Origin of the sequence: Achromobacter sp. (genome assembly GCF_050285565.1) — a bacterium.
Lineage (GTDB): Bacteria > Pseudomonadota > Gammaproteobacteria > Burkholderiales > Burkholderiaceae_B > Achromobacter.
Genome location: NZ_JBLZXG010000010.1, coordinates 18,871 through 39,022 on the forward strand (window position 1 = coordinate 18,871; position 20,152 = coordinate 39,022).

20 protein-coding genes are annotated in these 20,152 nt (G+C 71.4%); 12 read left to right on the top strand and 8 right to left on the bottom strand.

What is annotated here, in order from left to right; genetic code table 11:
- The first annotated feature begins 32 nt into the window (after positions 1 to 32).
- Genes ACN6O8_RS20530 through ACN6O8_RS20545 form a run of 4 tightly spaced genes read left to right on the top strand, consistent with a single transcriptional unit; the run spans position 33 to position 4,049 of the window.
- Positions 33 to 1,157 carry an ABC transporter substrate-binding protein gene (locus tag ACN6O8_RS20530; RefSeq protein WP_427992835.1) on the top strand — a complete coding sequence of 375 codons (1,125 nt, stop codon included), beginning with the start codon at positions 33 to 35 and terminating at the stop codon, positions 1,155 to 1,157.
- Positions 1,157 to 2,197 carry a FecCD family ABC transporter permease gene (locus tag ACN6O8_RS20535; protein ID WP_427992836.1) on the top strand — a complete coding sequence of 347 codons (1,041 nt, stop codon included), beginning with the start codon at positions 1,157 to 1,159 and terminating at the stop codon, positions 2,195 to 2,197. The genes ACN6O8_RS20530 and ACN6O8_RS20535 overlap by 1 nt, the downstream gene beginning before the upstream one ends.
- A complete protein-coding gene (locus ACN6O8_RS20540) occupies positions 2,194 to 3,249 on the top strand; it encodes a FecCD family ABC transporter permease (protein WP_427992837.1) in 1,056 nt (351 codons plus the stop codon). Before ACN6O8_RS20535 ends, ACN6O8_RS20540 begins: the two co-directional genes overlap by 4 nt.
- A complete protein-coding gene (locus ACN6O8_RS20545) occupies positions 3,228 to 4,049 on the top strand; it encodes an ABC transporter ATP-binding protein (protein WP_427992838.1) in 822 nt (273 codons plus the stop codon). The genes ACN6O8_RS20540 and ACN6O8_RS20545 overlap by 22 nt, the downstream gene beginning before the upstream one ends.
- Before the next feature lie 58 nt (positions 4,050 to 4,107).
- Here the strand turns inward: ACN6O8_RS20545 and ACN6O8_RS20550 are convergent, their stop codons facing one another.
- From ACN6O8_RS20550 to ACN6O8_RS20560, 3 genes are all read right to left on the bottom strand, one after another.
- Entirely contained in the window at positions 4,108 to 4,860 is a 753-nt protein-coding gene (locus ACN6O8_RS20550) for an amino acid ABC transporter ATP-binding protein (RefSeq protein ID WP_427993061.1), read from the bottom strand.
- Between the two features lie 25 nt (positions 4,861 to 4,885).
- Positions 4,886 to 5,539, bottom strand: a complete 654-nt coding sequence (locus ACN6O8_RS20555) for an amino acid ABC transporter permease (RefSeq protein WP_006384524.1) — start codon at positions 5,537 to 5,539, stop codon at positions 4,886 to 4,888.
- A 117-nt stretch (positions 5,540 to 5,656) separates the two neighbouring features.
- Positions 5,657 to 6,448, bottom strand: coding sequence for an amino acid ABC transporter substrate-binding protein (locus ACN6O8_RS20560; protein ID WP_427992839.1), 792 nt, complete (start codon positions 6,446 to 6,448; stop codon positions 5,657 to 5,659).
- Between the two features lie 329 nt (positions 6,449 to 6,777).
- Here ACN6O8_RS20560 and ACN6O8_RS20565 point away from each other — a divergent pair, with 329 nt between their 5' ends.
- Entirely contained in the window at positions 6,778 to 7,602 is an 825-nt protein-coding gene (locus tag ACN6O8_RS20565; protein ID WP_427992840.1) for a TlpA family protein disulfide reductase, read from the top strand.
- 37 nt (positions 7,603 to 7,639) lie between these two features.
- Here ACN6O8_RS20565 and ACN6O8_RS20570 read toward each other — a convergent pair whose 3' ends face one another.
- The 4 genes from ACN6O8_RS20570 to ACN6O8_RS20585 are packed head-to-tail and all read right to left on the bottom strand — an operon-like array spanning position 7,640 to position 12,075.
- Positions 7,640 to 7,978: a hypothetical protein gene (locus ACN6O8_RS20570; RefSeq protein WP_427992841.1), complete on the bottom strand. Its 339-nt coding sequence runs from the start codon at positions 7,976 to 7,978 to the stop codon at positions 7,640 to 7,642.
- Complete coding sequence (locus tag ACN6O8_RS20575; protein WP_427992842.1) at positions 7,975 to 9,117, bottom strand: thiolase family protein; 1,143 nt, start codon at positions 9,115 to 9,117, stop codon at positions 7,975 to 7,977. The genes ACN6O8_RS20570 and ACN6O8_RS20575 overlap by 4 nt, the downstream gene beginning before the upstream one ends.
- Positions 9,114 to 10,427, bottom strand: coding sequence for an MFS transporter (locus ACN6O8_RS20580; protein WP_427992843.1), 1,314 nt, complete (start codon positions 10,425 to 10,427; stop codon positions 9,114 to 9,116). The genes ACN6O8_RS20575 and ACN6O8_RS20580 overlap by 4 nt, the downstream gene beginning before the upstream one ends.
- A gap of 31 nt (positions 10,428 to 10,458) precedes the next feature.
- Positions 10,459 to 12,075 carry an ATP-dependent acyl-CoA ligase gene (locus tag ACN6O8_RS20585; RefSeq protein WP_427992844.1) on the bottom strand — a complete coding sequence of 539 codons (1,617 nt, stop codon included), beginning with the start codon at positions 12,073 to 12,075 and terminating at the stop codon, positions 10,459 to 10,461.
- A gap of 138 nt (positions 12,076 to 12,213) precedes the next feature.
- Between ACN6O8_RS20585 and ACN6O8_RS20590 the strand changes: the two genes are divergently transcribed.
- The gene (locus ACN6O8_RS20590; protein ID WP_427992845.1) at positions 12,214 to 13,143 is read left to right on the top strand and encodes a LysR family transcriptional regulator; all 930 of its coding nucleotides are present in this window, start codon (positions 12,214 to 12,216) and stop codon (positions 13,141 to 13,143) included.
- Positions 13,144 to 13,239: 96 nt separating this feature from the next.
- On the top strand, positions 13,240 to 14,121 hold the full coding sequence (locus ACN6O8_RS20595; protein ID WP_427992846.1) for an MBL fold metallo-hydrolase: 882 nt from the start codon (positions 13,240 to 13,242) through the stop codon (positions 14,119 to 14,121).
- 44 nt (positions 14,122 to 14,165) lie between these two features.
- Here ACN6O8_RS20595 and argC read toward each other — a convergent pair whose 3' ends face one another.
- Entirely contained in the window at positions 14,166 to 15,110 is a 945-nt protein-coding gene (gene argC, locus ACN6O8_RS20600; RefSeq protein ID WP_427992847.1) for an N-acetyl-gamma-glutamyl-phosphate reductase, read from the bottom strand.
- A 133-nt stretch (positions 15,111 to 15,243) separates the two neighbouring features.
- Here argC and ACN6O8_RS20605 point away from each other — a divergent pair, with 133 nt between their 5' ends.
- The 5 genes from ACN6O8_RS20605 to ACN6O8_RS20625 all read left to right on the top strand — a co-directional run bounded on the left by ACN6O8_RS20605 (position 15,244) and on the right by ACN6O8_RS20625 (position 20,073).
- A complete protein-coding gene (locus ACN6O8_RS20605) occupies positions 15,244 to 16,140 on the top strand; it encodes a LysR family transcriptional regulator (RefSeq protein ID WP_427992848.1) in 897 nt (298 codons plus the stop codon).
- Between the two features lie 99 nt (positions 16,141 to 16,239).
- Positions 16,240 to 16,692 (top strand): MarR family winged helix-turn-helix transcriptional regulator, encoded by a 453-nt coding sequence (locus tag ACN6O8_RS20610; RefSeq protein WP_427992849.1) that lies wholly within the window; start codon positions 16,240 to 16,242, stop codon positions 16,690 to 16,692.
- Between the two features lie 99 nt (positions 16,693 to 16,791).
- Complete coding sequence (locus ACN6O8_RS20615) at positions 16,792 to 17,958, top strand: HPP family protein (RefSeq protein ID WP_427992850.1); 1,167 nt, start codon at positions 16,792 to 16,794, stop codon at positions 17,956 to 17,958.
- 64 nt (positions 17,959 to 18,022) lie between these two features.
- Positions 18,023 to 19,462: a sensor histidine kinase gene (locus ACN6O8_RS20620; protein ID WP_427992851.1), complete on the top strand. Its 1,440-nt coding sequence runs from the start codon at positions 18,023 to 18,025 to the stop codon at positions 19,460 to 19,462.
- The gene (locus ACN6O8_RS20625) at positions 19,459 to 20,073 is read left to right on the top strand and encodes a response regulator transcription factor (protein WP_427992852.1); all 615 of its coding nucleotides are present in this window, start codon (positions 19,459 to 19,461) and stop codon (positions 20,071 to 20,073) included. The genes ACN6O8_RS20620 and ACN6O8_RS20625 overlap by 4 nt, the downstream gene beginning before the upstream one ends.
- Positions 20,074 to 20,152 lie beyond the last annotated feature (79 nt).

Here is a 20,152-nt window from a genome sequence, read left to right on the forward strand (position 1 = left end):
GCACGCCTCGCGGAAAGGAGATCCCCGCCACAATGCGTCTGCATCAATCCATCGCGGCGCGCTGGCGCCGCCGCGCCGCCCTGGGCGCGGCGGCGTTGGCCATGGCCTGCACCCTGGCCGCGTGCGACCGCCCCGCGCCGTCCGCTTCCACGCTCGCCCCCACCGCGGCCACCGCCGCCACGCCCCCGGCCGGCCGCGCGCCGCGTGACGCCGTCGACGGCCCCGCCAGCGGCTTTCCGGTGACCCTCGACAGCGCGCTCGGCAAGGCGGTGATCACGGCCCGCCCCAAGCGCGTCGTCACCCTCGGCCTGGGCGCCGACGACCTGGCGCTGGCGCTGGGCGTGGTGCCGGTGGGCGTGGGCCGCGCCGACTGGGGCGGCGATGCCGACCATTACTGGCCTTGGGTGCGCGCCGCCATCGAGGCCGCCGGCCAGCCGCTGCCCGAACGCATCACGGTGTACCCCGAACTGGATATCGAGAAAATCATCGCGTTGCGCCCGGACGTGGTGCTGGCGCCGTTCTCCGGCGTCACGCCCGAGGCCTACGCGCAACTGTCGCGGCTGGTGCCCGTGGTGGCCTATCCCGACCAGCCGTTCCTGACGCCGGTGGACACGCAGATCGACCTGATCGCGGCAGCGCTGGGCAAGCCCGAGGCGGCCGCGCCGCTCAAGGCCCGCATCCGCCAGGCGCTGGCGCAGGCCGCGCGCCGCTACCCCGAACTGGCCGGCAAGACCTTCGCCTACGTGCGCGCCGACCTGGGTTCGGGCAACTTCGCCGCCTACGTGGCCGGCGATCCGCGCGTCGATACGCTCACGGCCATGGGCCTGACCCTGGCGCCGTCGGTGCGCGGCCTGCGCGCCAGCGCCGGCCATTTCGCCCACTACCTGGGCTTCGAGCATGCCGACGCGCTGGGCGATGCCGATATCCTGGTGTCGTGGTTCTACTCGCCCGAGGAACGCGACCGTACCGCCGCCCTGCCCTTGTATGGCTCGATTGCGGCGGTACGGCGCGGCGCCTACGTGGCGCTGAGCGACCCGGCGCTGGTCATGGCCTCGTCCTCCGGCACGCCGCTGGCGGTGGCCTGGATGCTGGACCGGCTGGCGCCGCGACTGGCGCAGGCCGCCCGCCACGCCCAGCCCGACGGAGCCGGCTCCTGATGCCGCCGCGCCGCCCGCCCTCGGCCGCCGCCGTCGCGGCCTTGCGCCAGGGCGCGCCACGCTTGCGGGCGCCGCTGTTGCTGGCGGCCTGTACGCTGCTGGCCCTGGCCGCGCTGGCCAGCCTGTGGCTCGGCTCGCGCGGCCTGGCGCCCGCCACGGTCTGGCGCGTCTTGCTGCACCCGGACGACAGCCATGCCGCCATGGTGGTCGCGGCACGCATTCCCCGCACCCTGTTGGCGCTGCTGACCGGCGCGGCCCTGGCCGTGGCCGGCGCGCTGATCCAGGCGCTGACCCGCAACCCGCTGGCCGAACCCGGCCTGCTGGGCGTGAACGCGGGCGCGGCCGCCTCCATCGTGACGGCGGCGCTGCTGCTGGGCGGCCTTCCGGCGCATCCGTTCTGGGCGGCGCTGCCCGGTGCGCTGGGCGCGGCAGCGGCGGTGTACCTGATCGGCGCCGCAGGGCGCGGGCTGCAACCGGTGCGGCTGATCCTGGCCGGCGCCGCCGTCAACGCGGTGCTGTTCGCCTATGTGCAGGCGGTGGCGCTGCTGCGCGACGACATCTTCGATGCCTACCGCTTCTGGGCCGTGGGATCGTTGGCCGGCCAATCGCTGGCCGCCGCGTGGCGCGCCGCGCCCTACATTGGCATCGGCCTGCTGCTGGCCGCCATGCTGGCGCGGCCGCTCAACCTGTTGGCGCTGGGCCAGGCGCTGGCGCGGGCGCTGGGGCTGCGCGCCGGGCTGTATCGCGCGCTGGGCTTGCTGTGCGTGGCGGTGCTGGCCGCCGCCGCCACCGCCGCCGCCGGGCCCATCGCCTTCGTCGGCCTGGCCGTGCCGCACATCGCGCGCCGCTACGCCGGTCCGGACCTGCGTTGGCTGTTGGCCTATTGCGCGGTGCTGGGGCCGCTGCTGATGCTGGTGGCCGACATCCTGGCGCGGCTGCTGCGTGCGCCGGCCGAACTGCTGACTGGCGTGGTGGTGGCCTTCATCGGCGCGCCGTTCCTGCTGATCGCCCTGCGCAGCCGGGCACGGGGCCTGGCATGACCCGCGCCACGCCCGCCCCGCCTCGCCGCCCGCGCATGCTGAGCGCTGGCGCGTGGCTGGCCTGGCCGGTCGCGCCGCGCGCGCTGGCCTGCGCCGCGCTGCTGCTGGCGCTGGCCGGCGCCCTGCTGGCCGCCGCCTTGCGCGTCGGCGACCCCGGCCTGTCATGGGCTGCGCTGTGGCAGGCGCTGCAAGGCGCCGGCGGCGCCGTGGAGCAATGGCTGGTGCACACGGTGCGCCTGCCGCGCGCGCTGACGGCGCTGGGCGCGGGCGCCGCGCTGGGCCTGTCGGGCGCGCTGTTCCAGAGCCTGACCCGCAATCCGCTGGGCAGCCCCGACGTCATCGGCCTGACGGCGGGCGCTTCTGCCGGCGCCGTGGCGGTGGCCATGGTCTGGCCCGGCCTCATGCCGGTGGCCTGGGGCGCGGCGGCCGGCGCGCTGCTGGCCACGGCCGGCGTCTGGTTCGGCTCGGGCAGCGGCTTTGCCGCGCCGCAGCGCCTGGTCATCGCTGGCATCGCCGTCGGCGCGATCGCCTTCGCCTTCGTGCAATACGGCTTGTCCAACCTGCGGCGCGAACAGGCCTACCTGGCGGCCACCTGGCTCAACGGCAGCCTGGCCGGCAGGACCTGGCGCGACGTTGCCCTGATCGGCTCGGCCTGCGCCGTGCTGCTGCCGCTGGCGCTGGCCTTGTGCGCCCGCCTGCGCCTGCTGGAGATGGGCGACGACCTGGCCCAGGCCCTCGGCGCGCCGCCGGCCCGCAGCCGGCTGGCGGCCACGCTGGTGGCGGTATTGGCAGCGGCCGCCGCCGTCGCGGTGGCCGGGCCGATCGCCTTCATCGCCCTGGCGGCGCCGCAAATCGCCCGCCGCTGCGTGCGCGTCAGCGGCCCGCAACCGCTGCTGGCGGCCCTGACGGGCGCCGTGCTGCTGGCCGGCGCCGACCTGCTGACCCGGCTGGCCGGCCCCAACGGCCTGCCGGTCGGCGTCCTGACCGCCGGCATCGGCGGCGTCTATCTTGCTTTCCTGCTGGTACTCGAATGGCGCAAGACCTCCACCTGAACACCTCTCCAGACGGCCAGCCCGCGCTGCAATTGCGGCAAGTCCAATTGGCTTACGGCGACAAACCCGTGCTGCGCGACCTGTCGCTGGCGGTCGCCCCGGGCGCATTCACGGCGGTGGTCGGCCCCAACGGCTGCGGCAAGTCCACGCTGCTGCGCGTGCTGGGCGGGGCGCTGGCGCCCAGCCAGGGCCAGGCGTTCCTGGACGGCGCCAACCTGGCGGGCCTGCGGCGCAAGGCGGTGGCGCGGCGCCTGGCCTATCTGCCGCAGAACCCGGTGGCGCCGGAAATGATCACCGTGCGCGACCTGGTGGCGCGCGGCCGCTATCCGCACCAGACCCTGCTGCGACAGTGGTCGCCGGCCGACGCCCAGGCGGTCGAGGCGGCCCTGGCCGACACCGACCTGGCGGACCTGGCCGACCAGCCGGTGCACACGCTGTCGGGCGGCCAGCGGCAGCGCGCCTGGCTGGCGCTGGTGCTGGCGCAGGACGCCGGCATCATGTTGCTGGACGAGCCCACCACCTTCCTCGACATCCGCCACCAGATCGACCTGCTGGAACTGTGCGCGCGCCTGCACCGCGCCGGGCGCACGCTGGTGGTGGTGCTGCACGACCTGAACCTGGCGTTCCGCTACGCCGGCCGGGTCGTCATGATGCGCGCCGGCGCCATCGCCGCGCAGGGCGAAGTGCGGCAGGTGGTAACGGAGGCGACGCTGCGGCGGGTGTTCGACCTGGACTGCCGGGTGCTGCCGGATCCGGAGACCGGCAGCCCGATGATCGTGCCCCGGCGCGGCCAGCGCTGAGGCCGGCGCGGCGCGGCCACGGCCACGCACTGGCACGCAGCGGCGCCGCTGCCGCGTTCTACAGCATGTGCGCCAGGAATTCGCGGCTGCGCGGATGCCGCGGCGCGCGGAAGAAGTCCGCCGACGGCGCCGCTTCGACGATGCGGCCTTCGTCCATGAAGATGACACGGTGCGCCACTTCGCGCGCGAACCCCATTTCGTGGGTCACCACCAGCATGGTCATGTGCTCGTCGGCCAGTTGGCGCATGGTGCGCAGCACCTCGCCGGTCAGCTCGGGGTCGAGCGCCGAGGTGGGCTCGTCGAACAGCATGATGTCCGGTTCCATCGCCAGCGCGCGGGCGATCGCCACGCGCTGCTTCTGGCCGCCGGACAGACGCGTGGGATAGTTGTCGCGCTTGTTCAGCAGGCCGACCTTGCGCAGCAGTTCCTCGGCCTTGGGCACGATGGCCGCGCGCGGCATGCGCTTGACGATCATGGGCGCTTCGATGATGTTCTGCAGCACCGTCATGTGCGGGAACAGGTTGAACGACTGGAACACCATGCCCATCTTGCGGCAGATGCGGCGCACGTCGCCGTCGCTGGCGTAGCGGCTGTGGCCGCCCGGCACGGCGGTGGCCAGGGCCTCGCCTTCGATCTCGATGGTGCCGTCGTCAATGGTTTCCAGGTGGTTCAGGCAGCGCAGGAAGGTGCTCTTGCCCGAGCCCGACGGCCCGATCACCGCCACCACCTCGCCCTTGCCCAGTTCCAGCGAGACTTGGTTCAGCACCCGGTTGGCGCCGAACGACTTGACGATGCCGCGCGCCGAGATCATGGCGCCGCGACCGCCGGCGGACGGATTACTGGTCGTATTTGGCATAGCGCTTTTCCATACGCTGGAAGAACCACGTCAACACCAGCGTCATGATGAGATAGAAGGCGGCCGCGACCAGGAACGGCGTGGTCGTGAAATCGCGCTGCACGATGCCGCGCGCGGTGCGCAGGATGTCGTTGAGCGCCAGCACGTAGATCAGGGAGGTGTCCTTGACCAGGGTGATGGTTTCGTTGCTCATGGGCGGCAGCACCCGCTGCACCATCTGCGGCAGCACGATGCGGCGCAGCGTCTGCAGGTAGGTCATGCCCAGCACCTTGCTGCCCTCGTACTGGCCGCGATCCACCGACTGGATGCCGGCGCGGAAGATCTCGGCGAAGTATGCCGCGTAGTTCAGCGCGAACGCCACCACCGCCGCCGGGAAGTCGGGCAGCCGCACCCCCACCACCGGCACGAACGGCAGCGCGAAGTAGATGAACAGCATCTGCAGCATCAGCGGCGTGCCGCGCATCAGCCAGATGTAGCCATTGACCAGCTGGCTGACAAAGCCCCACTTGGAGATCCGCAGCAGCGCCAGCACCAGGCCCAGCGGCACGGCCAGCGCCAGCGTGATGAAGAACAGCGTCAAGGTCACTTTCGCGCCTTGCGCCAGGGGTCCCAGAAGGGAAAGTACGTAGTCCATGCGGATGGGTGCGCGCCGGTCAGGGCGGGATGAATCGGGGGCCGGGTCACCGGCGTACAGGATCGCCGGACTGCAAAACGCCCGGACCGCGGCGCGGTCCGGGCGCTTCCCGGGAGATTACTTGATGATGTTGGCGCCGAACCACTGGGTGGCGATGCGGCCGGCGGTGCCGTCCTGCTTCATCGAGTCCAGCGTCTTGTCGAGCTTGGCGAGCAGCTCGGTATCGTCCTTGCGCACGCCGACGCCGTAGTCTTCGGTGCCGAAGTTGTCGTCCAGCACGCGGTATTCACCGGCGCGCTTGCTGATCAGGTAGCGGCCCACCACTTCGTCGACCACGATGGCGTCCAGGCGGCCGGCGGCCAGATCCATCAGCGCGGTGACGTTGTCGCCGAACTTCTTGACTTCCTTGATGCTGCCGGCGACCGGGTCCTTGGCGATGGCGTCGGTGGCGCTGCTGCCGTCCTGGGCGCCGACCACCTTGCCGGCCAGGTCGGCCTTGGCCTTCACCGGCGAGGCGTTGCCGACGATGATGATCTGGTGGTTGGCCATGTAGGGCGCGGTGAAGCTGATGTTCTTCTTGCGTTCCTCGGTGATGGTCAGGCCGTTCCAGAGCACGTCGACGCGCTTGCCGTTCAGCTCGGCTTCCTTGGCGCTCCAGTCGATCGGCTTGAATTCGACTTCCAGGCCCAGGCGCTTGCTGGCTTCCTTGGCCATGTCGACGTCAAAGCCGACGATCTGGTTGTTGGCGTCGCGGAAACCCATGGGCGGGAAGTTGTCGTCCAGGCCGACGACCACCTTGCGGGCGGCGGCCGGCGCCTGCGCGCTGGCGGCCGGCGCGTTGTCGGACGGGCCGCAGGCGGTCAGCATCGTGGTGGCGGACACGAGAAGAACAGCAGTCAGTTTTTTCATGTTTTGTCGAGAGCGCGGGGCGCAGGGATGATGAAGGCCGGAGGGCTCGATGAAAGCCGCGAGCCGGTTATTTTAACGTCCCTGGAAATATGTGTTTCAGCGTGGCCGTATATAGGGCCAAGCGCCGTGTCCGCCGATGCCGGGCGCGGCGCGGCCGCCCCGATCGCCATGCGGCAGTCTGGCGTACCCGGGCACGCCGGCGGCAATGAGGGACGCCCAGGCCTATAGCGGCGCCATGCTAGGCTTGGGCCTTCGCCCGACTCGTCTCACGCCATGGAATTTCGCAGCAACGGCCGCCCCGGCGCGGCCACGCGCCTGGAGCGCGCCGCATGAGCCCCGCCCTGCGCCTGGGCCCGTTGGTGTTTCCCGTCGAACTGGCGCTGCTGGCGGCCGCCGTCGTCGCCGGCCTGATCGCCGGCCGGCTGCTGGCCGGCGCCCGCGCCGAGGCGACCGGCCGCGCGCTGTGGCGCTGCCTGCTGCTGGGCCTGCTGGCGGCGCGCCTGGGATTCGTCTGGCAATACCGCGACCATTTCCAGCAAGATCCGCTCAAGATACTGGATCTGCGCGACGGCGGCTGGGCCGGTGCCGCCGGACTGGTCGCGGCGTTGGCCTATGGCGCCTACGCCACGCTACGCAACCGCGCGCCGCGCCGCGCACTGCTGGTCGCGATGGCGCTGGGCGCGGCCGTCTGGCTGGGCGGCGCACGCCTGCTGGCGCCGCCGGCCCAGACGCCGCCGCAGTTGGCGGGGCTGTCGCTGCAACGGCTGGACGGCGCCGCCGCCACGCTGGCCGCCTTCCACGGCAAGCCCATGGTCGTGAACCTGTGGGCCAGCTGGTGCCCGCCGTGCCGGCGCGAGATGCCGGCCTTCGAGCAGGCGCAGGCGGCCCACCCCGATATCCATTTCGTCTTTGTCAACCAGGGCGAGGCCGCGGCCACCGTGCGCCAATACCTGGACGAGCACGCCCCGTCCCTGGCCAACGCCCTGCTCGACCCGGCCGGCGAGGCTTCGCGCCAGATGAGCAATCGCGGCTTGCCGGCCACGCTGTTCCTCGATGCCGAAGGCCGGCTGCTGGATGTGCGCGTCGGCGAACTGTCGAGCGCCACGCTGGCGCAGCGGCTGGCATCGATCCGGTCGGCCAACGCGCGGCCCTGACCCGCACCGCCGGCACGCGCCTGCCGACCCCGGGTCGTCAGCCCTCGCCCGGGGCGTCGTCACCCTTGGACAGCGCTTGCGCCCAGGGCAGCGTCACCCCTTGCTCGATCCGCGCAAGCAGGCGCAGGCGTTGCCCTGCCCCCTGCGGCACGTCCGGCAGGCGCGCCACCAGCAGCGGTCCGCGCGGCAGCGCGTTGACGGTGGCCAAGACGCTGCCACCTTCGCCCGCCTTGGCGGGCACGCGCGTCCACGCCAGCAGCTCGGCTTGCTCCACCGCCACCTCGCGCGCCCGGTCGTGCCCGCACGCCGGGCACCAGAGCCGCGCCGGGTAGACCCGATGCGCGCACCGCGCGCATTCCATCACGTTGAAACTCATGCGTCCTCCCTGGCCAGCACCGCCGCGTTGGCGCACATGCCGTAGCGCAACTGCACCATGCCGTAACCGGTCGCCACGCCGTGACGCGCGCCGGCCACCTGGCGGGCGCCGGCGCGGCCCAGCAGTTGGCGCGCCACTTCCGCCAGGCCGTGCATGCCGCCGGCCGTGCCCGCCTGCCCCGCCGACAGTTGCCCGCCCGCCGTATTGACCGGCAGTTCGCGCGTGGCGATGCGGCGCGCAATGAAGCCCGGCAGATCGTCCGCCGGCGCCAGGCCCAGGTCGCACAGTTGCGCCACGGCCATGGCCGGGTAGTCATCGTAGACGCCGATCACGTCCATCTCATCCGGCCCCAATCCGGCCTGGGCCCACAACGCCGGCGCGAACCCGGCGATGCCGGTCACCAGCCCGTCGCCCTCCTGCTGGTCGGCGTTGTAGCGCGCGCCGCTGGCCCGCAACGTGACGCGCACGCCTTGCGGCCGCGCCTGCAACACCAGCGCGCAGGCGCCGCTGACCACCGGCACGCAATCGAGCCGGCCCAGCGGCGCGGCCACCAGCGGCGCCGCCAGGTATTGCGCCAGCGTCAGCGGCTGGCGGTAGGCGGCGTTGGGGTTGTCGGCGGCCCAGGCGCGCTGCGCCACGCACAGCGCGCCATAGTCCTCGCGCCGCAGGCCGGTTCGCGCCATCTGCCGCTGCGTCAGCATGGCGAACAGCGGGTTCGGCCCGGCGCAGCCCAGCGGGCTCAGGTAATCCTGCGCGCTGCGGTTGTAGCGCCCCACCAGGTCGGCGAAATCGGCGCCGCTGAAATGGTCGCCGGCCACCAGCACGATGGTGCGCGCCTGCCCGGCCTGGAGCGCCAGCCAGGCATGGCGCAGCATGTTGATGGCGCTGGCGCCGCCCATCTCGTCCTGCATGCACCAATCCAGTGTCAGGCCGAGCCGCCACGCCATGTCGATGGCCCGATCGGGACGCAGCGTGAACGAGGCCAGCCCCAGGCCGTCCACCTCCGCCGGCCGCAGCCCGGCATCGTCCAGCGCCAGCCGCACCGCCTGCGCGATCAGCGTGGCGGTGTCGCAGCCGGGCTCGGGATGGCGCAGCGCGGGCGTCTCGCCCACGCCGACGATGCCGGGTCCGGCGCTCATGCCGATTCCTGCCGCGGCGGTTCGCGCGTCAGCAGCAAGGTGATGACCGTGATCGCCGCCATGCCCACCAGGAACCACGCCACCGGCGTGGCCGATTCATATTTGCGCAGCAGCGCCATGGCGATGAGCGGCGACAGGCCGCCGGCGAACACCGAGGCCAGCTCGTGCCCCAGCGCCAGGCCGGTGTAGCGCACCTCGGGCGGGAACAGCTCGGCGAAGTACGCTGGCTGCGTGCCGATCATGGCGGCGTGACACACGGTATTGCCCAGGAAGAACGCCAGAAAGATCCACATCGGCTCCTTGGTCTGCACCAGCCAGAAGAACGGAAACGCCGCCAGCATCAGGCCGGCCGAACCGATCAGGTACACGGTGCGCCGGCCGATCCGGTCCGACAGGTGGCCAAACCACACCAGCGAGCCCAGTTCGATGAACATGGACGCCAGCACCCCGCCGAGCATCACGTCGTTGGGAATGCCCAGGAACTTGCCATAGGCCAGCGCGAACGCCAGGAAAATGTACGAACCGCCGTTCTCCGCCACCCGCAGCCCCATCGCCGTGAACACCTGGCGCGGATAGCGGCGGAACACTTCCACCGCCGGCATGCCGCGCTTGGCGGTCTTCTTGGCCTGCACGAATTCGTCGCTTTCGGGAATGTGCTTGCGGATGTACAGGCCAATGCCGAAGATCAGCACGCTCAACAGGAACGGCAGACGCCAGCCCCAGCTCATGAAGGCCTCCTGCGGCAGTTGCTGCGCCAGCATGAAGACGCCCGACGACAGCACGAAGCCGCCGGCCACGCCCAACTGGCTGAACGACGAGAAGTAGCCGCGGCGCTTGCCGCCCACCGCCTCGCTGATCAGCAGCACGCCGCCGCCCCATTCGCCGCCGGCCGCCGCGCCCTGCAACACGCGCAGCGCCACCATCGCCACCGGCGCCCAGATGCCGATCTGCTCATAGGTGGGCAACAACCCGATCAGGAAGGTGGCCGCGCCCATGATGCCCAGCGTCCACTCCAGCGCCAGCTTGCGGCCGTAGCGGTCGCCGATGTGGCCGAACACCACCCCGCCCAGCGGCCGCGCCAGAAAGCCCACGGCAAAGCCGGCGAAGGCGCCCATGGTGCCCAGCAGCGGATCGGTGCCCTTGGGAAAGAACAACTCGCCGAACACCAGCGCCGCCGCCGTGCCGTAGATGAAAAAGTCGTACCACTCCATCGCGTTGCCGGCGACGGACGCCATCACCACCCGCCGCGTGCGCTGCCTGCGGGCCTGCTCATCGGCGCTTTGCACCGCGCCCTGGTATGCCATTGTCATGCTGTTGCCCCTTGTTTTATATGGACGGGATTCAGCGCGCCACGCGGTAGCCGGCGGCGTCGCGATCCCAGGTGTCGCCCGTCACGCCCTCATCGCGCAACCGGAACTTGCGGACCTTGCCGTTCTCGGTGCGCGGCAGGTCGTCCAGCACGCGCAGGTAGCGCGGCACGGCGAAATACGGCATGCGTGGCTGGCAGAAGTCCAACAGGGCTTCGGGCGTGAGTGCGCAGCCCGGCTTGTAGACCAGCGCCGCCATGACCTCGTCCTCGGCCAGTTCCGAACGCACCGCGTAGACCGCGGCCACCGCCACCGACGGGTGCGCCAGCAGCACCTGCTCCACCTCGTACGACGAAATGTTCTCGCCGCGCCGGCGGATCGCGTCTTTCATGCGATCCAGGAAGCGGAAGTAGCCGTCGGCGTCGCGCACCACGCGGTCGCCGGTGTGGAACCACAGGTTGCGCCAGGCCTCGACTGTCTTGTCAGCCATGCCGAAGTAGCCGGTGGCGATGGCGAACGGCGGCCGCGCGCGCAGCAGCAGCTCGCCGGCCTGGCCGTCGGGCAGCGGCGCGTCGTGCTCGTCGGCCACGATCGCGTCGAACTCCGGCGCGACACGGCCCATGGCGCCGGGGCGCTGCTGGGCCAGCGTGCCTCCCAGCGCGAAGTTGGTTTCGGTGGAGCCGTAGCCTTCCAGCAGCGCGATGCCGGTGCGCTCGGTGAAAGTCGCGTGGAAGCGTTCCGGCACGCCTGGCGCCAGCGCGATGCGGGCGCGGTGGCCGCTTTCGGCGGCCGACGGCTGGCGCGCCAGCAGCATCGGCACCATGGCGCCAAGCAGATAGGTCACGGTGGCGCCGGTGGCCGCCAGGCGCTCGAAGTAGCGGCTGACCGAAAAGCGTTCGTCGCAGACAATCGACGCGCCGGTGACCAGCGCCTGGAAGCAGGCGTTGAGCGCATTGGTGTGGAACAGCGGCAGGCTGGTGTAGAGCACGTCATCGGCGCCGATCTCCAGGTTGCGCGCGGCGATGACGCCCCACCAGTGGAACTGCGCGTGCGGACAGCACACGCCCTTGGACAGGCCCGAGGTGCCGGACGTGTAGAGAATCGCCAGCGTGTCGCCCGGGCCCAGGCCGGCCGCCGGCATCGGCGTCTCCGGCAAGGATGGAAGCCGCGTGACGGGCGCCGGCAGACCGGCGGCTGGGATGGCCCCGGCGCCGGCCGGCCCGGCATGGACGGCCCCCGCTGGCGCCTGCCGCTCGTCCAAGAGCCAGATCCGCCGCAGCGCCAGGCCCGCCGCGTCCAGGCCTGCCAGCGCCGGACAGGAGGCGCTGTCCGCCACCAGCAGCACGCAGCCGCTGTTGACCAGGATGTGCTGCAACTGCAGGCCGCGCGACGCGGTGTTGATGGGCACCACCACCGCGCCCAGCCAGCCGCAGCCCAGCACCACCGACAGAAACTCGATGCGGTTGCCGGCCATCAGCCCGACGCGGTCGCCGCGCCCCACCCCGGCCGCGGCCAGCAGCGCCGCCCAACGCGCGGCGTGCGCCGGCGCCTCGGCATAACTCAACGCCCCGCCCGGCGCCTGGATCCACGGTCGGCCCCCCTGGCGGGCGGCCTGGTCGCACAACAGCGACGGCAATGTCAACGCTTGCATGGCGTGCTTTTCCCCTTGTTGTCGGCGGCCGGCGGTCGGTGCCGCGGCTCGTGAAAATTAGTCTAGGAATCAACTATTTATGTGTCAAATTTATGGGTATTATTCATCGCATAAAGCAGACTGATAACAAGGGCAGGCGTGGACTTCGACTTGAATCTCATGCGGGTTTTCCTGACCGTGCTGCACGAACGCAGCGTCACCCGCGCGGCCCAGCGTCTGCAACTGACGCAGCCCGCGGTCAGCTATGCGCTGGCGCGGCTGCGCGAAAAATTCGACGACCCGTTGTTCGTGCGCACGCCCGCCGGCATGCGGCCCACGCCGGTGGCCTTCGCGCTGGCCGACCCGATCGAGCGCGGCATGAACAGCTTCGCCGAGGCCGTCAGCCTGCGGCAGCATTTCGAGCCGGCCAACAGCACGCGGCGCTTCCGCCTGTCCATGTCCGATATCGGCGAGATGGTGTTCCTGCCCAGCCTGATGGAGCGCGTGCACGCGCTGGCGCCGCGCCTGCGGATCGAGGTGGTGGAAGTGCCGCTGGAACAATTGCCGCAGGCGCTCAAGGACGGCGAGATCGACCTGGCGATCGGCAACCTGGCCGGCCTGGGCCGCCACACGCGCCACGCCGACCTGTTCAGCGAACGCTACGTGTGCATGGGCCGGCGCGGCCATCCGGTGCTGGCCGCCGGCCTGACGCGCGGCCAGTTCAAGCGGCTGGACCACATCCTGGTCGCTTCCCGCGCCAGCGCCCACCGCCTGCTGGACGACGTGCTCGGCGAGGCCGGCCTGCACCGCCAGCCCTATCTGACGCTGCCGCATTTCTCGGCCGCCGCCGAAATCGTGCGGCGCACCGACCTGACCGTCACGCTGCCGTATCGCGCCGCGCTCTGGTTCAACCATGACGGCGCCTTCGAGATCCGGCCGCTGCCGCTGCCCCTGCCGCCCTTGAGCGTCACCGTGCACTGGCACGCGCGCTTCGAGAGCGATCCCGGCACGCGCTGGTTGCGCAGCTTGATTGTGGAGACGCTGGCCGATCCGGCAGGCGCGGATCCAGCGGCGGCGCCCGAGACATGATCGATTTACGCATCAGACTCACCCGGAATAAGCGGTTTATCTGATCGAATGACGCAACTAGACTGCCGGCATTCCCTTTCTTTCCAGGAAACCGCCATGTCCTCCCTGCCCACCCCGCGCCGCCTGCTGCCCGCCTTGGCGCTGGCCCTGTCCGCCCCCGGCCTGGCCGCCGCCACCGAGTTGACGATCACGCCCTACAACCCGGGCAACGACGCCATCTTCCAGGTCTCGTCCGTGCTGGTCAGCGGCGAACGCGAGGCGGTTCTGATCGACGCCCAATTCGGCAAGGCGCAGGCCGAGCAGTTGGTGGCACTGGTGCGCGCCAGCGGCAAGACGCTGACCACCATCTACATCAGCCACGGCGACCCGGATTTCTATTTCGGACTCGACACCATCCTGGCCGCGTTCCCGCAAGCCAAGGTCGTGGCCACCGCCCCGACCGTGCGCCATATCCGCGACACCGTCGACGCCAAGCTGGCGTTCTGGGGGCCCAAGCTGGGCGCCGACGCGCCGCGCAAGGCGGTCATCCCGCAAGTGCTGCAAGGCGACACCCTGACGCTGGAAGGCGAGACCCTGAAAATCACCGGCCTGGACGGCCCGCAGCCGGACCGCAGCTTCGTCTGGATCCCCTCGCGCCAGGCGGTGGTGGGCGGCGTGGTGGTGTTCGGCAACCTGCACGTGTGGACCGCCGACACGCAGACGCCGCGGTCGCGCGCCGACTGGCTCGCCACGCTGGCCCGCATCGCCAGCCTCAAGCCCACGACCGTGGTGCCGGGCCACTACGCCCCCGGCGCGCCGCTGACGCTGGAATCGGTGCATTACACCGAAGGCTACCTGCGCGCCTTCGAGGCCGAGGCGGCCCGGGCCAAGGACAGCGCCGCGCTGATCCAGGCGATGCGCGCGCGCTACCCGCAAGCGGGCGCGGCCGCCTCGCTGGAAATCAGCGCCAAGGTGGCCAAGGGCGAAATGACGTGGTGACGCGGCGGCGGTGACGCCGCCGGCACGCCATCATCAGCCCGTCTTCAGGCCTCGGCCAGCGCCAGCGCCTGCAGCATCAGGTCCAGGTTCTGCACCGCCGCGCCCGAGGCGCCCTTGCCCAGGTTGTCGAACACGGCGGCCAGCAGCACCTGGCCATGCTGCTCGTTGCCGTGCACCGCCAGCCGCAGATCGTTGGTGCCGTTGAGCGCCTGCGGATCCAGATGGGTCTGGGCAGCGGCATCCTGCGGCGCCACCACCCGCACATGGCGGCTGCCGGCGTAGTGCCGCGCCAGGCATTGGTGCAGTTGCGCAATCGTGACGCCGGCTGGCAACAGGCGCAGTTGCAACGGCACCGTCAGCACGATGCCCTGGCGGAACGCGCCGTAGGACGGCACGAACACCGGCCGCTGCGACAAGCCGGCGTGGCGCTCGATTTCCGGGGTGTGTTTGTGCGCCAGCCCCAGTCCATAGACCTGGAAGGCCAACCCGCCCGTGGCTCCCGGCGCCTCAAAGGCGTCGACGCTGGCGCGGCCGCCGCCCGAATAGCCGGACACCGCATGGATTGCCAGCGGGTAGTCGGCCGGCACCAGCCCTGCCCGCACCAGCGGCCGCAGCAAGGCGATGGCGCCGGTGGGGTAGCAGCCCGGATTGCTGACGCGCTTGGCCTCGGCGATGCGCCGCGCCTGCTCCGCTTCCATTTCCGGGAACCCGTAAACCCAGCCGGGCGTCGTGCGATGCGCCGAACTGGCGTCGATCACCCGCACCGCGGGATTGACGATGGACGCCACCGCCTGACGCGCCGGTTCGTCCGGCAGACACAGGATGGCGATATCGCTGGCGTTGATGGCCTCGGCGCGGCGCCGCGGGTCTTTGCGCTCGGCCTCGGGCAGGGTCAGCAGCCGCAGGTCGTCACGGCCGCGCAGGCGTTCGTGGATCTGCAGCCCGGTGGTGCCCTGGTCGCCGTCGATGAATACGAGAGGATGCGTCATGTGCGTGGCCTTGCGGAAAAACCGGCGCGGTGCCGGCGGGAGGTCGTCGTGGCTGCCATCATTGCGCAGTGCCAGACATAATAAAAGTCGAATATCATGACCGTTGGATTCAGCTTTCCTGAACGAAACCGCCATGCGTGAAATCAACCTCGACCGCCTGCGCACCCTGGTCGCCATCGCCGACCTGGGTTCGTTCGCCGAGGCCGCCCGCGCCCTGCACCTGGCGCCGCCCACCGTCAGCCTGCACGTGGCCGACCTGGAAGCCCGCATCGGCGCGCCGCTGCTGACACGCACGCGCGGCCAGGTGCGGCCCACGCCCATCGGCGACACCCTGCTGGAACGCGCGCGGCGCCTGCTGGCCGACGCCGACCAGGCGCTCGACGACGTGCAGCGGCAGGTGCAGGGCCTGGGCGGCCGGGTGCGGCTGGGCGCGTCCACCGGCGCCATCGCCCATCTGCTGCCGCGCGCGCTCGAAACGCTGGGGCGCCAGCATCCCGGCATCGACGTGCAGGTGGCGGTGCTGACCTCGCAGGAAACGCTGCAGCAACTGCGCGACGGCACGCTCGATGTCGGTCTGGTGGCGCTGCCGCAGCCGCCGGTGCCGGGACTGGTGCTGCGGCCATGGCGGCGCGATCCCATCATGGCCTTCCTGCCCGCCGCCTGGGACGCGCCGGCGCGCGTCACGCCGGCCTGGCTGGGCGAACGGCCGCTGATCCTGAACGACGCCAGTACCCGCCTATCGCGCCAGACCGGCGAATGGTTCGCCGGCGCCGGCCTCAATCCGCGCCCGCGCATCCAACTGAACTACAACGACGCCATCAAGAGCCTGGTGGCGGCCGGCTACGGCGCGACCCTGCTGCCGCACGAGGCCACCGCGCCGCAACCCGATCCGCGCATCGTCATGCGGCCATTGCGCCCGGCACTGTGGCGGCCGCTGGGCATCGCGCATCGCGATGGTCAGATCGAGCGCGCCACGCAGCACGTGCTGGACGCGTTGTGGCTGCTGCGCGCGGCCGGCGGGCGCGCCTGATACGGCCATGGACGGCGCCGGCCTTTGCGGCCTGGGTGGCGGCAGATGCCTGCGAAAAATCAACCAGGTCGCATAACGACATAACTTAGAATCGACCGCGTGAAACGCCCTCCATCCCCCGCCCTGCCGTCCGCCACCGACTACGAACTGCTGGCCGATTTCCGCTACGCGCTGCGCAAGTTCGCCGCCTTCAGCGAAAACGCCGCCGCCGGCCTCGACCTGATGCCGCAACAGCACCAGGCCTTGCTGGCCATCAAGGGCAGCCGCCCCGACGCGCCTGGCCGGCGCGGCCTGTACGTGGGCGAGATCGCCGAACGCCTGCTGGTGCGCCCGCACACCGCCGCCGAACTGGTCAACCGCCTGGAGCGGCTCGACCTGGTCAGCCGCGAGCCCGACGCCGAAGACGGCCGCCGCGTGGAAGTGGTGCTGACGGACAAGGCCGAACGCATCCTGGAGAGCCTGTCGGCCTCGCACCTGGAGGAGCTGCGCGCCATGCGCCCGCTGCTCACGCGGTTGCTGGCGCGCATCGGCGAAGCGCCCGCCGCACGCTGATCCCGCTTATCGCAGCCGCCACAAGCGCACACCGCCCCGCGGCGCGCCGCGTGATAAATTGTCATCCCCCGATATATCTGAAGCGGCGAGGAGACGGTTTTGGGTGTGGCAATCAAGCGCTGGCTGGGTGCGTTCGCACCGGCGCCGGTCGGCGTCAACACGCGCGAAAAGCTCTATGGCGCGCTCGGCGCGCTGGTCGGGCTGTTTTGCACCGAATGGGTCGGCCGCCATGCGCTGGGCAGCGCCAATCCGTGGTTCATCGCGCCCATGGGCGCCTCGGCCGTGTTGCTGTTCGCCGCGCCCGCCAGCCCGCTGGCCCAGCCCTGGTCGATCATGGCGGGCAATTTCGTCTCGGCCCTGATCGGCGTGTTCTGCGCCCAGTCGATCGCCGACCCCGGCGTGGCCGCGGCCAGCGCGGCGGCGCTGGCGATTGGCGCGATGTTCTGGCTGCGCTGCCTGCATCCGCCCAGCGGCGCCGTGGCCCTGACCGCGGTGCTGGGCGGGCCGCAGGTCGCCGCGCTCGGCTATGGCTTCGCCCTGTGGCCGGTGGCCTTGAATTCCGCCATCCTGCTCAGCATCGCCGTGGTCTTCAACGGCCTGCTCAAGCGCAACTATCCACGCCGCCACGCCGACCCGGCCACCCACCACCAGACCCGCGATCCGGCGCCCAGCGCCCGCCTCGGCTTCTCGCGCGCCGATCTCGACCAGGCCCTGGCGCAGCGCGGCGAGCTGCTCGACATCAGCAAGGAAGACCTGGAGGAAATCGTGCTGGCGGCCGAACTGCGCGCCAGCCGCCGCCGTTTCGGCGACGTGCGCTGCGCCGACATCATGTCGCGCGACGTGATCACGGTGCGACAGCAGGATCCGCTGGACTACGCCGTGCGCCTGTTCGACAAACACCGGCTGCACTGGCTGCCGGTGCTCGATTCCGCCGGCCACTACGCCGGCATGCTGGCGCAGGGCGACGTGCTGGCGCGCAACAGCCGGCCGGCGCAAGTGGCCGCCGCCGGCGGCGCGCCCGCCGATCTGCTGGTGGCCGATTGCATGCGCTCGGAAGTGCCGTTCGCCCATCCCGACCTGCCCGCGATCGAGCTGGCGCGCCCCATGTCCGACAGCCTGCACTGCGTGCCGGTGCTGCGCGAGGACCGCGTGCTGGTCGGCCTGGTGACCCAATCCGACCTGGTCGCCGCGCTGCATCAGATGGCCTTGTCGGCCGCCGCCCAGGCCGCCCCCGACCACAACGGGGGCGGCCGCCTCGCCGCGTGAGGCGCCGCCCCCTCCGTAGCCCTACGGATGCCCGGCTGGACAGGGCGCAAGGCATAATTCCAGCGTGAATCCCCCCTTGCGCCACCGCGCCCTCCTCTGCTGGCTGGTCCTGTTCTGCCTCGGCGCCCTCTGGATCGGCCGCCAGCACTACGTCGACCAGTACGAGCGTTTTTTCCAGGACACCAGCATTGCGCAGCGCATGCTGAGCCAGAAGACGGTGCAGCACGAGGCGGTGCTGGCGACCCTGGCCGCGCTGTCGCATCCGCCCGCGCCCGAACGGCTGTTTCCCAGCCTGCGCCCGGCCATGCCGCAACTGCGGGCGCTCGGCTACCTGGCGGACGGCGCCTGGTCCGGCAGCAGCGCCGAGCCGCCCGGCCTGCGCGCCGCCGTGGAGCAGGCCCGCGAGCTGGGCCGCCCCGTCACGCTGGCGCTGGACGCCGCCCGCTACTGGCTGGTGTCGCCCTCCAGCTGGAGCCTGCTGGTGGACGCGCGCGACCTGCTCGCCGCCGCCGATTTTCCCGCCGGCCTGTCCAACCTGACCGTTGCCATCGGCACGCCGCCGCTGGCGTTGCTGCAACGCCAGCCCGATCCCGCGCCGTTCGGCTGGCCGTTGACGCTGACCAAGCCGCTGGGCGCGGCCAGCCAACCCTTCGTGCTGCACAGCGTCCGCAGCCTCACGCCAGCCACCTGGCCCTGGCTGCCGTGGCTGCTGTGGGGCCTGACCAGCGCGCTGCTGGTGGCGGGCGTGGCGGCAACCCGCCGCTCGCGCGCCGAGGCCCGGCGCCAGCAGGAACAAGCGCGCCTGGCGGCGATGGCGCGGCTCGGCACGCTGGGCGAAATGGCGGCCGGCATCGCCCACGAGCTGAACCAGCCGCTGACCGCGATCCTGGCGCAGACCCGCGCCGCGCAACGCCTGCTGGACGACGACGAGGAACGCCCCAGCGTGCGTCGCGCGCTGCTGGCCAGCGCCGAACAGGCCAAGCGCGCCGCCGACATCATCAGCCGCATGCGCGCCCTGGTGCAACCCAGCGCCCCGGGCCGGCGCGAAGCGCTGGACCCGGACGCGCTGGTGGCCTCGCTGCGCTTCCTGCGCGAACCCGAGCTGGCGCGCCAGGACATCCATCTGAGCTGGCGCAACGCCAGCCCGCAGGCCCGGCCGCTGGGCGACCGCGTGGCCCTGGAACAGATCCTGCACAACCTGGTGCAGAACGCCGCCGACGCCCTGGCCGACGTGAGCGGGCCGCGCCGCATCGCGCTCGAAGGCCGTGCCGAAGGCGCCGGCTACGTCTTCAGTGTCAGCGACAACGGCCCCGGCATCCCGGCCGACGCCCTGCCGCGCTTGTTCACGCCTTTCCATACCACCCGCGCCCAGGGCATGGGACTGGGCCTGGCGCTGTGCGAAACGCTGGCCGGCGCCATGGACGGCCGCATGGCCGCGCGCAACCTGACGCCCAGTGGCGCCTGCTTCACGCTGGTTGTGCCCCTGGCCGGAAACGCCACATGAACCTGTCCGATCAATCGCCCCTGGTCTACCTGGTCGACGACGACGACGCCGTGCGCGACGCGCTGGCGCTGCTGTTGCGCAGCGTCGGCCTGCGCAGCGAGGGTCATGGCGACCCGCAGGCCTTCCTGGCGCAACTGTCGCCGCACGCCATTGGCTGCGTGGTGCTGGACATCCGCATGCCCGGCATCAGCGGACTCGACGTGCTGGCGCGGCTGGCCGACGCCTCCGACCTGCCGGTGGTGATGCTGACCGGCCATGCCAACGTCGACCTGTGCCGCCGCGCCTTCAAGGGCGGCGCCATGGAGTTCCTGCAAAAGCCGGTGGACGACGACGTGTTCCTGGACGCGGTGCAGTCCGCCGTGCGCGGCCACATCGCCCGCCGCGAGCGCCTGGCCGTGACCCAGGCCGCCGCCGACCGCCTGGCGCGCCTGTCCACGCGCGAGCACGAGGTCCTGGAACGCATCGTGCAGGGCATGAGCAACAAGGAAATCGCGCGCGAATTCGACCTGTCGCCGCGCACGGTGGAAACCTATCGCGCCAATGTCTTCGCCAAGCTCGAAGCCGATTCGCTGGCGCAGTTGATCCGCCAGTACGCCACCCTGCTGGACTGACCCCGCCGCCTCCGTAGCGCTACGGAGGCGCGTGGGTATTCGGGCGTATACCGCGCCGCCGGCCTTTTGGCCACACTGA

Excerpts from the sequence above, each read along its gene's own strand:
- ACN6O8_RS20530 (WP_427992835.1), top strand. The coding sequence starts at position 33 with ATGCGTCTGCATCAATCCATCGCGGCGCGCTGGCGCCGCCGCGCCGCC.
- ACN6O8_RS20535 (WP_427992836.1), top strand. The coding sequence starts at position 1,157 with ATGCCGCCGCGCCGCCCGCCCTCGGCCGCCGCCGTCGCGGCCTTGCGC.
- ACN6O8_RS20540 (WP_427992837.1), top strand. The coding sequence starts at position 2,194 with ATGACCCGCGCCACGCCCGCCCCGCCTCGCCGCCCGCGCATGCTGAGC.
- ACN6O8_RS20545 (WP_427992838.1), top strand. The coding sequence starts at position 3,228 with ATGGCGCAAGACCTCCACCTGAACACCTCTCCAGACGGCCAGCCCGCG.
- ACN6O8_RS20550 (WP_427993061.1), bottom strand. The coding sequence starts at position 4,860 with ATGATCTCGGCGCGCGGCATCGTCAAGTCGTTCGGCGCCAACCGGGTG.
- ACN6O8_RS20555 (WP_006384524.1), bottom strand. The coding sequence starts at position 5,539 with ATGGACTACGTACTTTCCCTTCTGGGACCCCTGGCGCAAGGCGCGAAA.
- ACN6O8_RS20560 (WP_427992839.1), bottom strand. The coding sequence starts at position 6,448 with ATGAAAAAACTGACTGCTGTTCTTCTCGTGTCCGCCACCACGATGCTG.
- ACN6O8_RS20565 (WP_427992840.1), top strand. The coding sequence starts at position 6,778 with ATGAGCCCCGCCCTGCGCCTGGGCCCGTTGGTGTTTCCCGTCGAACTG.
- ACN6O8_RS20570 (WP_427992841.1), bottom strand. The coding sequence starts at position 7,978 with ATGAGTTTCAACGTGATGGAATGCGCGCGGTGCGCGCATCGGGTCTAC.
- ACN6O8_RS20575 (WP_427992842.1), bottom strand. The coding sequence starts at position 9,117 with ATGAGCGCCGGACCCGGCATCGTCGGCGTGGGCGAGACGCCCGCGCTG.
- ACN6O8_RS20580 (WP_427992843.1), bottom strand. The coding sequence starts at position 10,427 with ATGACAATGGCATACCAGGGCGCGGTGCAAAGCGCCGATGAGCAGGCC.
- ACN6O8_RS20585 (WP_427992844.1), bottom strand. The coding sequence starts at position 12,075 with ATGCAAGCGTTGACATTGCCGTCGCTGTTGTGCGACCAGGCCGCCCGC.
- ACN6O8_RS20595 (WP_427992846.1), top strand. The coding sequence starts at position 13,240 with ATGTCCTCCCTGCCCACCCCGCGCCGCCTGCTGCCCGCCTTGGCGCTG.
- argC (WP_427992847.1), bottom strand. The coding sequence starts at position 15,110 with ATGACGCATCCTCTCGTATTCATCGACGGCGACCAGGGCACCACCGGG.
- ACN6O8_RS20605 (WP_427992848.1), top strand. The coding sequence starts at position 15,244 with ATGCGTGAAATCAACCTCGACCGCCTGCGCACCCTGGTCGCCATCGCC.
- ACN6O8_RS20625 (WP_427992852.1), top strand. The coding sequence starts at position 19,459 with ATGAACCTGTCCGATCAATCGCCCCTGGTCTACCTGGTCGACGACGAC.